This window comes from Kribbella sp. NPDC055110, assembly GCF_053607525.1.
On sequence record NZ_JBSGTS010000001.1, the window covers coordinates 489,030 to 502,155 of the forward strand.

At 65.9% G+C, this 13,126-nt stretch carries 11 protein-coding genes; 6 read left to right on the forward strand and 5 right to left on the reverse strand.

All coding sequences use genetic code 11. The annotated features are described in order from the left end of the window. Window positions 1-14: 14 nt before the first annotated feature. The gene (locus ACWF0M_RS02120; RefSeq protein ID WP_452233737.1) at window positions 15-1,016 is read left to right on the forward strand and encodes an SMP-30/gluconolactonase/LRE family protein; all 1,002 of its coding nucleotides are present in this window, start codon (window positions 15-17) and stop codon (window positions 1,014-1,016) included. Here ACWF0M_RS02120 and ACWF0M_RS02125 read toward each other — a convergent pair. Continuing rightward, a complete protein-coding gene (locus ACWF0M_RS02125) occupies window positions 985-2,697 on the reverse strand; it encodes a BCCT family transporter (protein ID WP_452233738.1) in 1,713 nt (570 codons plus the stop codon). The two genes, ACWF0M_RS02120 and ACWF0M_RS02125, sit on opposite strands and share 32 nt — an antisense overlap. A 128-nt stretch (window positions 2,698-2,825) precedes the next feature. Here ACWF0M_RS02125 and ACWF0M_RS02130 point away from each other — a divergent pair, with 128 nt between their 5' ends. Then, on the forward strand, window positions 2,826-3,680 hold the full coding sequence (locus ACWF0M_RS02130; RefSeq protein ID WP_452233739.1) for an LLM class flavin-dependent oxidoreductase: 855 nt from the start codon (window positions 2,826-2,828) through the stop codon (window positions 3,678-3,680). 562 nt (window positions 3,681-4,242) lie between these two features. Here the strand turns inward: ACWF0M_RS02130 and ACWF0M_RS02135 are convergent. Then, the gene (locus ACWF0M_RS02135) at window positions 4,243-4,968 is read right to left on the reverse strand and encodes a hypothetical protein (RefSeq protein WP_452233740.1); all 726 of its coding nucleotides are present in this window, start codon (window positions 4,966-4,968) and stop codon (window positions 4,243-4,245) included. Window positions 4,969-5,182: 214 nt separating this feature from the next. On the opposite strand from ACWF0M_RS02135, the gene ACWF0M_RS02140 reads away from it, so the two are divergent. From ACWF0M_RS02140 to ACWF0M_RS02150, 3 genes are read left to right on the forward strand one after another with little or no spacing between them, the layout of a single operon-like run. Further along, window positions 5,183-5,869, forward strand: a complete 687-nt coding sequence (locus tag ACWF0M_RS02140; RefSeq protein WP_452233741.1) for a hypothetical protein — start codon at window positions 5,183-5,185, stop codon at window positions 5,867-5,869. A 51-nt stretch (window positions 5,870-5,920) separates the two neighbouring features. Beyond that, on the forward strand, window positions 5,921-7,327 hold the full coding sequence (locus tag ACWF0M_RS02145; RefSeq protein WP_452233742.1) for a hypothetical protein: 1,407 nt from the start codon (window positions 5,921-5,923) through the stop codon (window positions 7,325-7,327). Between the two features lie 27 nt (window positions 7,328-7,354). After that, window positions 7,355-9,172 (forward strand): SNF2-related protein, encoded by a 1,818-nt coding sequence (locus ACWF0M_RS02150; protein ID WP_452233743.1) that lies wholly within the window; start codon window positions 7,355-7,357, stop codon window positions 9,170-9,172. Between the two features lie 298 nt (window positions 9,173-9,470). Here ACWF0M_RS02150 and ACWF0M_RS02155 read toward each other — a convergent pair whose 3' ends face one another. Beyond that, window positions 9,471-9,680, reverse strand: coding sequence for a cold-shock protein (locus ACWF0M_RS02155; RefSeq protein WP_130385526.1), 210 nt, complete (start codon window positions 9,678-9,680; stop codon window positions 9,471-9,473). Window positions 9,681-10,027: 347 nt separating this feature from the next. Between ACWF0M_RS02155 and ACWF0M_RS02160 the strand changes: the two genes are divergently transcribed. After that, the gene (locus ACWF0M_RS02160) at window positions 10,028-10,375 is read left to right on the forward strand and encodes a protealysin inhibitor emfourin (protein WP_452233744.1); all 348 of its coding nucleotides are present in this window, start codon (window positions 10,028-10,030) and stop codon (window positions 10,373-10,375) included. Here the strand turns inward: ACWF0M_RS02160 and ACWF0M_RS02165 are convergent. Continuing rightward, window positions 10,372-11,826 carry a beta-N-acetylhexosaminidase gene (locus ACWF0M_RS02165; protein WP_452233745.1) on the reverse strand — a complete coding sequence of 485 codons (1,455 nt, stop codon included), beginning with the start codon at window positions 11,824-11,826 and terminating at the stop codon, window positions 10,372-10,374. The genes ACWF0M_RS02160 and ACWF0M_RS02165 overlap by 4 nt on opposite strands. A 49-nt stretch (window positions 11,827-11,875) precedes the next feature. Continuing rightward, on the reverse strand, window positions 11,876-13,090 hold the full coding sequence (locus ACWF0M_RS02170; protein ID WP_452233746.1) for an MFS transporter: 1,215 nt from the start codon (window positions 13,088-13,090) through the stop codon (window positions 11,876-11,878). Between the last annotated feature and the right edge of the window lie 36 nt (window positions 13,091-13,126).

Below are 13,126 nucleotides of genomic sequence, written 5' to 3' on the forward strand. Positions count from 1 at the left end.
CTAGGGTCTGCGGCATGAAGTCGTCGATCGCGCCTGTTCGCTGGACCCCGCCGCCCGCGCCGCCGGTACGGCAACCGACGGATGTGGACGTCGAGGTCGTCGCGTTGCCGGGCGCGGGCCCCGAGGACACGCTGATCGACGACGACGGCAGCGTCCTCACCGGTCTGTACGACGGCCGCATCCTGCGCGTCAGCGCCGACGGCAAGACCATCAGCACCCTCGCCGACACCGGCGGCCGGCCGCTCGGCCTGGAATGGCTGCCGGACGGCAAGGTGCTGATCTGCGACGCGAACCGCGGCCTGCTGACGCTCAGCAAGGACAACCGGATCACCACGCTGCTGTCCGAGATCGACGGCCGCCCGATGCGGTTCTGCAACAACGCGGACGTCACCGAGGACGGCACGATCTACTTCACCGACTCGTCCACGCGGTTCGGTATCGACGAGTGGATGGCCGATCTCCTCGAACACTCCACGACCGGCAGCGTGTACCGCCGTACGCCCGACGGGGAGCTCACCCGGCTGGCGACCGGCCGCGGCTTTCCGAACGGCGTGGCGCTCAGCAGCGACCGCCGTACGCTCTTCTGGGCCGAGACCGCGACGTACGGGCTCTACCGGCTCGACCTCACGACCGAGGGCGCGGAGCCGGTGCAGATCGCTGCGATCCCGGGGCTGCCGGACAACATCGCCCGCGGCTCGGACGGGCTGATCTGGGTCGCGGTCGGGTCGCCGCGCAACGCCGTACTCGATCTGCTGCTGCCGAAGCATCCCGTGCTGCGCAAGGTCGTCTGGGCGCTGCCGGACGCGCTCAAGCCGAAGGCCGCGGACGTCATCGAGATCCAGGCGTACGACGAGACCGGCGAACTGATCCACGACCTGCGCGCCAAGCACCCGCAGTTCCACATGCCGACCGGCGTCCGCGAACGCGACGGGAAGGTGTGGCTAGGAAGCATCGGTACGAGCTCCCTAGCCACATTCCCCACTCCTACGCGTCCCGGGGCTCGTCCGGGGGTTTGACGACCAGGGCGAAGTCCTCGCCGTGGTTGCTGACCCCCTCGATGACCGCAGCCTCGACCGCCTCCGAGCCGATCTCGCTGCGCAACATCAAGGGATCCGTGCGCAGGTCCTTCGCCAGGGCGACCGCAAGCCCGACCATCACGACCGCGAACGGTAACGCCGCGACGATGGTCAGGTTCTGCAGGCCTTGCAAGGCGTCCGCGCCACCTCCGCCGGCGAGCAGCATGACCGCCGCCACCGCACCGGTCAGCACACCCCAGAAGATGACCAGCGGCTTCTTCGGCTCGATCGCACCACGCTCGGACAGCGTGCCCATGACGATCGACGCGGCATCTGCACCGGACACGAAGAAGATCGCGACCAGCAGGACGACGATGACCGTCGTCACCGCGCTCAGCGGGATGTGGTCGAGCATGCCGAACAGCTGCCCCTCGGTCGTCGACGCGCCGGCGATGTCGGTGCCGTCACGCTGGAGGTCGATCGCCGTACCGCCGAAGATGCAGAACCACAGCACGCTGACCAGTGACGGCACCAGCAGTACGCCGGTGACGAACTGCCGGATCGTGCGGCCGCGGCTGATCCGGGCGATGAACATGCCGACGAACGGCGTCCACGAGATCCACCAGGCCCAGTAGAAGACGGTCCAGCCGGACAGCCAGGTGGCCATCGCGTCGCCGCCACTCGCCTCGGTCCGGGCGGCCATCTCCGCCAGGTCGCGGAAGTAGTCGCCGATCGCGGTCGGCACCAGGTTCAGGATCAGCACGGTCGGGCCGACCACGAACACGAAGACCGCGAGTGCGACGGCCAGCACCATGTTGATGTTCGACAGCCACTGGATGCCCTTCGCGACGCCGGACACCGCCGAGGCCACGAACGCCGCGGTGAGCACGGCGATCACGCCGACCATGACGCCGTTCCCGGTCTTGTCCAGCCAGCCGAGGATCCGGACACCGGAACCGATCTGCAGCGCCCCGAGTCCGAGCGAGGCAGCCGACCCGAACAGCGTCGCGAAGATCGCCAGCCCGTCGATCACCTTGCCGATCGGTCCTTCGGTACGGCGTCCCAGCAGCGGAGCGAATGCGGCGCTGATGAGCTGCGACCGCCCGCGCCGGAACGTGCCGTACGCGATCGCGATGCCCACGACGGCGTAGATCGCCCACGGATGCAGCGTCCAGTGGAACAAGGTGGTCGCCATGGCAGTCTCGAGCGCCTTCGACGACCCGCCGTCGACGGTGCCGGGCGGGGGATCGGTGAAGTGCGAGAGCGGCTCGCTGACGCCGAAGAACATCAGTCCGATGCCCATGCCGGCGCTGAACATCATCGCGACCCAGGACACCGTCCTGAATTCGGGCTTCTCGTCGTCCCGGCCGAGCGGGATCCGCCCGTACCGGCCGGCGGCGAGCCAGATCACGTACACGACGAAGCCGGAGGCCAGCAGGACGAACAGCCAGCCGGTGTTCTGTTCGACCCATCCGAGGGCCGAGGTGGACGTCGTACCGAGACCGGCGGCGTCGACGATGCCCCAGGCGACGAAGGCCAGGGCGATGACCGCGGTGACACCGAAGGTGACGCGGTCGAGTCCGGAGCCATGACTTCGGCTGCCGGGTGGTGGGGGCGTTGCGATTGCGGGATGCGGTGCGGGGTCTTGAGTGTCTGCCTGGCTGTCGATATCAATCGCCACAGGTAAGTCACGCCTCGCTTAGGCGCGCCTCCGTTCTGTTGTGTCGGGGACAATGCCTTACGACCGTGTCGGAGATCGTGGCAAAACGCAACAATCGTGGTTTCGGCCACACTCGGTAAGGTGCGGTCATGCGTTTCGGGATCGCGATTCTGCCGGAGTACCGCTGGCAGGACGCCGCGCCGCGGTGGCGGCGGGCAGAGGAGTACGGGTTCGACCATGCGTGGACGTACGACCACCTGACCTGGAGCGGCCTCCAGGACTCACCGTGGTACGGGACGACGCCGACGCTGACGGCGGCCGCGCTGGTCACGTCGACGATCAAGCTCGGCACGTTCGTCACCTCGCCGAACTTCCGGCATCCGCTGGCGCTGACCCGCGACATCCTCGCGATCGACGACGTGTCCGACGGCCGATTCCTGTGCGGGATCGGGGCCGGCGGCAGCCTCGACGCGACGATCCAGGGCGGGCCCGACCTGACACCGCGGCAGAAGCAGGACCGCTATCAGGAGTTCGTGCAGCTTCTGGACACGTTGCTGACCACGGACGGCGTCGACTTCGAGGGCGAGTACTTCGAGACGCGCAACGGCCGCACGCTGCCTGGTTGCATCCAGCAACCACGTGTCCCGTTCATCCTGGCCGGCAACGGGCCGCGGTCGCTCAAGTTCGCCGCCAGGCACGGCGACGGGTGGATGACGACCGGGGGAGCGGGTGACGACCTGGACAGCTGGTGGGCGTCGGTCGCCGACCTCAGCCACCGCCTGGACGACCTCCTCGAGGGCCGCCACCTGAACCGGTACCTGTCGCTCGACTCCAAGGTCTACGCGCTGTCCAGCCCGGCCGTCTTCGAGGACGCCGTCGGCCGCGCCGCAGCCCTCGGCTTCACCGACGTCATCACCCACTGGCCCCGCGCCGAGGGCGTGTACGCCGGCTCCGAAACCGTCCTCGAGCAGATCGCGCGCGACGTCGTACCGCGGCTGCGCTGAGCAGATCGAGGCACAGACCGTGTATGTGATGCTTGAGCGCCGGCACGGGCGTCACAGACACGGCGGTCACATCCAGTGCTGCACCGACTGCAGCAGCCAGGGGACAACGTCGCTACTCACCCAGCGAACCACCGCCGCGAGGATTGCGCCAAGCGCTGCCTTGAGCAGCAGTTTGCCGATGAGCTGAAGTCGGCGGGCTAGTGACCCTTCGTGACGAGACGCATCATCACATCGAACCACCGGGCGCCGACGTGACGACAGCCTGCCCGGTCTCGAGCGTGTGGAGCGGGCGTTTGACTCGCGCCGCCTATAATAGACCACGGTGTTCTTCCCTCCAGGGGAGTCGCCAAAATGGAGTGCCCAGCCTCCGGTTGCCAAGCCAAGGTGGTTGGGCACTTCCTTATTTGCAACAAGGCATGTTTCATCGGCTCTCCGATAATCACATATTGAGAGCGTGACAGCACCGCAGGTCAGCAGGATCGAGAACGACCTGCATCCGCGGACATTCAATTATTGATCCTGTCCGTCAGATCTCCTTCCTCGCGATTCACCGTCGATCGATTTACGCCACCAGAAGAGTTTTGATCACCCCGACGAGATCCTTTCCCCGGGCCAGCGCGCCGTTCAGGAGGGCGTCGACTTCATCGCGGAGACCGGCTTGGGCTAGGGAGGCGCAGACCTCGGCGAGCTCCTTGCTGGACAGCTCGCCGCCGAGATACCAGAGGGCGGCCACCCGATCCGTCGGCGAAGCGCTGAGGAGGCTGCCGACCAGATGGCGGCGCCTGCCCCCGCTAGCGCCGTGGACAGCGTCCGGCACCGGCCGGTTGTCGTTGCGCCGGTACCCCCGCGCTGCTGGCGTGGTGTCGGCGGGGCCGTTGCGCCGGTCCCCCCTGCGAACCCGCGGAGGGGCATCCGCGACCGGATCACGCGCTGGCTGTCTTCGCGCGGCGGCTTCAAGTAGTCGCAAATCGCCCATGCTGTAAGGAAGTTTGGTCACACCGCGCAGACTCTGACGGTCGAGAGCCAGATCGTACAGCTTCAGGATTACGCCTGTCGGCGGGATCCTGCGAGCGTGGAGATAATGCGAGATTGCGGCAGCCGAGTACTGGAGATGCTTGCCAAGGGCACGCATGTTGATCGGCTCGCTGGCGGCGTACAGGACACGGAGCGCGAGCGCGAGATCACACTGCTCCCGTGTCGCCTCCGCCGCGTACGACGCTGAGATTTCTCCTCGGAGCGCCACTGCCCTCCCTCTGTCGGCTGTGGGCTGAGTCACCCACGAGAGCATCGTAGACCCTCCCGGGGACAAAATGTCTGGACGGCGTGGAAAGTGTGGCTACAGATTTGTAATCAAGAATTTAATTACCTAGCTGAGTGTTTACAGCCAGTCCATGTTTACAGTCTCTTGCGCCGGTCCGGTGAAGTCTTCTACTCTCCTGAAGTGAACTATCAGATGGGCGTGCCGATCGGGGCGCGGCCGGTGATTGGCTAGTGGAGGATCGATGGTCTTGCCGTCGTGGCAGGACGATTCGCTGGGTACCATGAAGCGGGTCGCGTTGTGGCTAATCCAGGTGGTCGGCGAGGGAAACGACTTCACCAAGGAGTCGTTGCGAGACGCCTTTCCTGGTGTGTCGCAGGTCGACCGCCGACTTCGCGACTTGCGCGACTTCGGCTGGCGGATCGACACGAGCAGGGAGGACGTGGCGCTTGGCACGCACCAGCAGCGCTTCGTTACGCTGGGTGTTCCGGTGTGGGAGCCGGGAAGGGCTGGCCAGCGTTCGAAGGGCCCCGCCGCGATCGGTGCGGGGCGGCGTCGGCAGGTGCTCTCGGCTGACAGGCACATGTGCCGATCGTGCGGCATCACCCCGGGTGATACGTACGCCGGCACCTACGAGACCGCTCAGTTGGACATTGCGCGGCGCAAGGTGGTGAAGCCGGACGGTAGCGTGGACATCGAGTTGGTGACGGAGTGCAATCGCTGCCGGGTGGGTGGCCGGGATCTTGAGGCGAGTCTGCCGGCAGTCGTCGCGGGCGTGACCGCCTTGAGCTCGGTCGAGCGCCGGGTACTGGCCGGATGGATGAAGGCCGATGCCCGGGAGTTCAGCAGGCTCGAGCGGGTGTGGAGTGAGTACCGGACGCTGCCGGCGGAATCGCGGGAGGCCGTTCGGGCTGAGTTGGACCTGGATTAGGCGCAGCTGTGAGAAGCTCCGCTGATGCGTGATGAGGAGCAGGGATAACACGTGACTAAGGACTACGGCCGACCGGCCAACGCGGATGAGAACCGAGCACTAGTGAAGAGCCGCCTCGACGAGCTTGTCGACGGCGACGGCCCACGCGAGACGCTTACGATCGAGTGGCGTGGGACACCTAAGCATTTGGATGTCATCCAGCTCCCAGTCGGCAACCTGCACTACAACCCGGCGACGCATCGGGTCCGCGCTCAGCGAAGCTATGACGCTCACCGCGACGAACTGCTCGAGGTCGATCCTTGGAGTTCAGGGAGCCAGGCGTACCTCGACAGTCTGCTGAAGGCACAGCCCTCAGATCCCTCGCGGAGGGATCCAGAGTTCAACGAATTGGCCGAGAGCCTGAGTGAGTATGGTCAGAGCGAGCCGGGGTTGGTGACACACGACGGTATCCTGGTGAACGGCAATACTCGCCGCGCAGCGCTGGTGGAGCTTCATGGCCCAAACCATCCGATGCGCGTTGCAGTGCTCCCAGCCTCGTGCGACTGGCAGGACATCGCGGACGTCGAATTGTCGCTGCAGCTGCGGAAGGAGCATCGCCGAGACTACTCGTACATCAACCGCCTCCTGGCTGTTCAGGAGCTAGTTGATGCCGGCGCGCCGCTCGCGACGATCGCGGCTACGTTCCGGACGACTGCCGCTCGGTGCAGGCAAGATCAGTGGGTCCTGTCATGTATCGAGGCGATGATCGCACGGAGCGATGTGGATGGCGCGCGTCTGTCACTCGTCTCGTTCGAGGAACACCAGGAGAAGCTGCGAGAGCTTCACCGCGCCTATGAAAAGCTCCAAGCCACAAACCCTGAGAAGGCGGAGCTGCTGCTCGAGAGCCGGATGACCGCGATTATCCTCGGCTTCTCGAAGACTGATGTTCGGCTCATCGAGCCGGGATTTGAAAGGCAGTACTTGTCGGTGGTGTTGCCTGCCGAAGGCGCCCCCAAGGCCACCGGCGGCGGAGTGGCGATCCCTGGGCTTGGCCGCTCGGTAAAGCAAGAGTCAGGATCATTGGTGAAGGCGAAGGCGCTTACTGATGCGGCGCTCCGGGCCCGCATGGTGGCAAGCGGGGTACCAGATGCCGTGCAGAGTGACAGTGGTCCAGACTTGGCCAAGTTGAGGTCAGCCATGGACTCAGCGATCGATCGTGCAGGCCGCGATAGCCGAGTCAGGAAGCGGAAACAAGCAGCACCGAAGCGGTTGCTGGATGCCACCGCGGACGTCAATGAGTGTGTTACCGATCTAGCCCAGTCGCGTGCGACGCAGAGCCTCGATGAGGAGGCGTTCGATGATGCGTTGCTGGATCTTCGCAAGAGCCTCGAGGCGTTGGCCCGTGAGACACGAAAGACTGTGAAGGATCCGGGTGACGGTGCGTCGTGGTTGCTCGAGGAGTTCGGAAAGGGATACTGAGTGGAACCAGGTCCTAATGCCGGGCTCGTGATCGGGTTCGACCTCACCCGCACGCAGGCATTGCTCCGGTGTGTGCCGGCGTATCGGCAGCCGCTCGGCCGCCTGATGGCGAGATTCCCGGCTGGCCGGCTGGTAGACCAGTTGGCCGCTTCCATCCCGATCGATGGGTTCGTCGCCGGAATCGCCGCGCTCGCCGAGTGGCCGGATCCCGAGCACGTGGTCTGGGAGCCTGACTTCGAGGTTCTCATCGTAGACCTGCTGGATTCGGCCGATGATGTCGACAAGCTGCTGAGCGGTGCGCCTCCGGACCAAGTGATCAATCCCGCGGACGTACGCGGCATGCTTGGCGTGGACTGGACGGGCGATCTCACCAAGTTCCAGGAACGTGATGTGGCGCGCCTACTGTCGATGAAGCATGGCGCGAACTTCAGCGTTCCGGGTGCGGGCAAGACCAGAGTCTCGCTGGCGGTCTTCGCAGCCCTCCGCGAGCAGCGGCGCGTGTCCCGCATGCTGGTGATCAGCCCGAAATCGGCGTACGAGGCCTGGGCTGAGGAGTCCCAGGTATGCTTCGGCGAACCGCCGGCGGTACAGATCCTCGAGAAGCGACCGGCCGCCAACGCCGACATCGTTCTTGTGAACTACGAGCGTCTGGACCGGTCTCTCGGTGTGCTGTCTGACTGGTTGAAGGCCGAGCCCTCGATCCTTGTGCTTGACGAAGCGCACCGGATGAAGCTCGGGGGAGCGGGTGTCTACGGGGCTGCCTGCATCGCGCTTGGTCCGCTCAGCCGGGTAAGGATGATTCTCAGCGGCACGCCGGCTCCGAACGGCGCGAAAGATCTCGAGAACCTCCTTTCGTTCGTCTGGCCGGGGTTTGGGCGGCGAGTCGTCACGCAGGCCGTCGGCGGCGGCAACCTCGCGTATGCCAGCTCAGTATTGCGGCCGCTGTATACGCGCACGACCAAACACGAGCTTGGACTTCCTCCTGTGCAGACTCGCATCCGCATGCTTCCGATGCCCCCGTTGCATCGAGAGATCTATGACGCGCTCATTGGTACCATGTCGCCTCGGGCGGAGGCAGAGAGCAGGGATTTCGAGGCACTCGGCCGCGCAGTTCTGCGGCTTCTCATGGCCGCTACGAGTCCGGCGCTCCTCGTGGAGGGCTCCAGCGCGTACGAGCCACTGTCGTTCCAGGTACCGCCGCTCGACATCCCGGAAGGCAGTCCCCTCTGGCCACTGTTCCGCCGGCTACCTCAGTATGAAGTCCCGCCGAAGTACCAGGAGACGGTCTCGATCGTGGCTGCGAACGCGAAGGCCGGCCGGAAGACTCTGGTCTGGGCGAGTTTCGTGCGCAGCATCGCTACTTTGCAGACACTCTTGAGTCCGTTCCAGCCGGCTGTGGTCCACGGCGGTACGGCAGATCGTGAAGAGGAGCTCCGACGATTCCGGGAGGACCCAGACTGCGCTGTACTCGTCTCGAACCCGGCAACACTAGGCGAAGGCATCAGCCTGCACCACGTGTGTCACGACGCTGTGTTCGTGGACCGTGACTTTCAAGCCGGCCGCTACCTCCAAAGCCTCGATCGAATCCATCGCCTCGGGCTCGCTGCTGGTACCAAGACCAACATCACTGTGCTCATCTCCGAGGGAACGGTCGACGCGATCGTCGCTGACCGGCTGGCTAAGAAGCTGACCTTCATGGGCGAGATCCTGGACGATCCGTCCGTCAAGAAGCTGGCTGACCCCGAGGAGGAGCCGGCCCTGTTCGCGGCTGGCATGGACCAGGATGACATCCATGCACTGCTTGTTCACCTCTCGGGGGCGGCGAATCGTCAGGAGCTGCTCTAGTCCCTGTTCGTGCAGCGATCAGGATGCACTGATGGTGAGGATTCACGCAGCGTCGCATGCCGACGGTCGTCATACGGCTGGCGATCGGGAGTAGGCGTTGTCGAGCTTGTGCCGATACACGATCCGGTGGACGCGTCGGCGCGAGAAACAGGCCGACTTTGAGGGCCGGGACGACCATCTTCATGGCGAAGGCCAGTCCGGGCTTCTCCGCGACGTCGTGCCGCGGTTGCACTTAGACGGCGAGAGGGCCGCACACCTGGTGGTGTGCGACCCTCTCGTCAGTGTGCTGGAAGGGCGATCAGGAACCGATCGCGCGGATGTTCTCCGCCTGCAGACCCTTCTGGCCCTGGGTGATCTCGAACTCCACGCGCTGGTTCTCGTCCAGCGAGCGGAAGCCCGACATCTGGATGGCCGAGTAGTGCGCGAACACGTCCGCGCCACCGTCATCCGGGGTGATGAAGCCGAAGCCCTTGTCAGCGTTGAACCACTTGACAGTACCGACAGCCATTTGTCTATCTCCTCGATGGCTATTAACAATCCGCGACCCACACCTCATGAGCCGCGCGTCGCCGAAAGGCCCCAGACGACAGACCGGCCATGCAGCACAGCAAAAGTCAGGGAGTCCAAAACTGCAACGCCATAACTGTAGCCGTTCTGCGGCCTGATGGTAGGGGTGACCACAAACACGTGTCGCTGATTGTCGCGACTCGCTACCCTCCGTACACGCTCGATTCTGCGCGGCACAGGGCCGGTCCGGAACCGGAAATCCCGCGCCGACCTGCTGTTTCGCCCCCAGAGGTGCGGACCGGAGGATGGCAACGAAGGACAATGGCCGGTACGCCGGGTGATGGGCGCATGATTCTGATCGGAGTTCCCGGCGTGTCGCGCGGCTGTGGACAGTCGCCGGCACGCCCCACCGAGGAGGCAGCAGTGATCGTCAGCGTGACCCGTACGGGCGGTTTCGCCGGGCTGACCAAGCAGGGCGAGCTGGACACCAGCGGCCAGCCGGACGCCGACCAGCTGGAGGACGCGGTCCGGGCACTGGGCGCCAAGGACCTGGGCTCCGGCCGGCCGCAGCCGGACCGGTACGTGTACCGGCTGGAGGTGCGTGACGCCGCCGACGACGGCGCCACGCAACACACGGTCGCCGAGCAGGACGTGGACGCGACCACGGCCTGGCTCCTGGACCGCGTCCTCCGCTAGCGCCAGTCGATCTCCGGTGCCCGGTAGAAGTTGACTCCGAGCACCTCCCAGCGGGGGCCCTGCTCGGCCAGCCGGTCGCGGTACGTCGTCCAGTCGAGCGCGGACTCCGGCGACCACCCGAGCTCGGCGATGCCCGGCAGCCGCGGGAACGTCATGAACTCGACCTTCTCCAGGTCGTCGAGTGTCTCCGTCCACAGCGGCGCCTCGACGCCGTCGATCGCACTCGCCGGCACGTTCGGGATCAGCGTGGCCGGGTTCCAGCTGTAGGACTGCTCCACGCTGACCAGACCGGCCCACTGGAGGCCGAGTGGCGTCCCCTCGTGGTATTTCATGTCCAGGTACGCCCGGTTCGCGGGGGAGAGGACCAGGGTCGCCCCCTGCTCCACTGCCTTCTCCGCCAGCACCTGAGCCTTGGGGTCCTCGGTGCCCCAGTACTGCACGACAGTGCCGGCAGGCAGCGGCCCGTCGGCTATCTCGTGCCACCCCATCACCCGCTTGCCGTGCTTCACGACCAGCCCGGCGGCCTTGGGTACGAAGTCGAGGTACTCCGAGTGCGGTGTCGAGTGGGCCTCGTCCCCACCCAGGTGCAGGACGTCACCGGGCGTCTGCTCGGCCACCTCCCGGAACACGTCGTCGAGGAACTCGTACGTCACGTCCTTGTCGATGGCGAGCGAGCTGAAACCGACCTCGGTCTCCGTGTAGAGGTCCGGCGCCTGGTCACCCTTGTTCAGCTCGGGGTACGACGCCAGCGCCGCATTGGTGTGTCCTGGGGTGTCGATCTCCGGTACGACGGTGATGTAGTGCTCCGCGGCGTACTGGACGAGGTCGGCGTACTCCGCCTTCGTGTAGTAGCCGCCTGCGCCGCCGCCGACCTGCTGACTGCCGCCGTACTCCGTGAGGCGCGGCCAGGAGTCCACCTGGATCCGCCAGCCCTGGTCGTCGGACAGGTGCAGGTGGAGCCGGTTGATCTTGTAGAGCGACACCAGGTCGATGTAGCGCTTCACCTGGTCGGCGGTGAAGAAGTGCCGCGAGACGTCGAGCATCACGCCGCGGTACCCGTACCGCGGGGAGTCCGAGATCGTCGTACCAGCGACCTCCCATGGACCCTCCTGCTCGCTGTCGGCCTCAGCCTTCGCGGGGAGGAGCTGCCGGAGGGTGGTGACGCCGCGGAACACGCCCTCCGCGGTGGCCGCGGTGACGGTCACGCCGGACGCGTCCGCGCGGAGCTCGTAGCCCTCGGCACCGAGCGACTCCGGGCCGTTGGTGGACAGCGTGATCGTGCCGGTGCCTTCCTGTACCGGCAGCGCGAAACCGGTCGACCGGCGGAGCTGCGCGGCGAACCTCTCGGCGATCGTCTGGGTGGTGGAGTCGTCGTGGCCGATGGTGGCGTCGGGCTGCAGTGTGAAGGTCTCGTCGGGGAGGGCCTGCTGCGCCGTGGGCTGCGGAATCATGATCGGAAGTGTTCGGGGCTCCCGGCATTACGTCAAGAGACTTCAATATTTACAGCCCGGCCGGCTCGATCGCCTGTCGCCTCGGGCGGTCATGTTCGCACTCTGCCGGCCGCACCGAGCGCCGAGCCAGCACAGGCTCGCTCAACGTCAGAAGGGTCGCGACAGCCAGCACCAGACCGCCGACCAGGGCCACACTGCGCACGGTCGTGTTGTCGATCAGCAGTCCGCCGATGAACGCGCCTGCGGCGATGCCGGCGTTGTACGCCGAGTTCATCCCGGCTGAGGCGAGCTCTGTGCGCATCGGCGCGATCTGGAGTGTCCTGGTCTGCAGGGCGACGGCCATGGCGCTGTAGGCCAGCCCTGTCACCGCGATGAGCGCGACTGTGGGCACCTGCCACCGCCCGAACGCGGCGAGCCCGAAGAGGAACGTGGTGAGGAGCGCAAGCGCCAGGAGCAGCGTGCGCCAGGGGTTCTGGTCGAGGGCTCGTCCGACGAGCACAGCGCCCACCACACCGCCGATCCCGCTGGCCAGGAGGATCGGCCCGAGCGCATTGCTGCCGAAACCGCTGACGTCCAGCAGGAACGGCGTGATGTAGGTGTTGAACGTCATGAAGCCCGTCACCCCGATGGCCGCGGTGGCGACGACTGCGACGTACCGACGTACATCAGGGGTGGTACCCCGGCGGGAGACGCCGCCCTGAGGCTCTGTCCGCGGCAAGAGCGTCATAGCGCCTGCGAACATTGCGGCACCCAGCCCACCCATCACCAGGAAAGGGATTCGCCAGCTGGTGTGCTCGCCCAGCAGGGTGCCGAGCGGTACGCCGAGGACCGACGCCAGCGCGGCGCCGATCGAGATGCGGCTCACCGCCCGGCCGTGGAACTCCGGTGCGACCAGACTGGTAGCGATCGACGGAGCAATCGACCAGAACAGTGCCTGGGACAGTGCTGTGATCAGTCTGGCCCCGAAGAGCACCTCGTACGTCGGTGCGGCGGCAGCCAGCAGATTCGCGACGGTGACGACCGCGAGGGTCCCACTGAGGACAGCTCGCCGCGGCCACCGCCGCGTGAGCCGGGTCAGCGGAATGGACATCAGGACGACGATGACGGCGTACCCACTGACCAGGAGGCCGATCTGCGAGCGGGACCGGTGCAGATCGTCGGCCATCACGGTCAGCAGGCCGATCGGCAGTACTTCGATGGTCACGTAGGAGAACGTGCCGACCGAGAGCATCAGAAGGGCCAGCGAGGTTCGGCGCGGCGACATGTCTTCACCTGTGATTCCAGTAAAAGAGCTTATGGT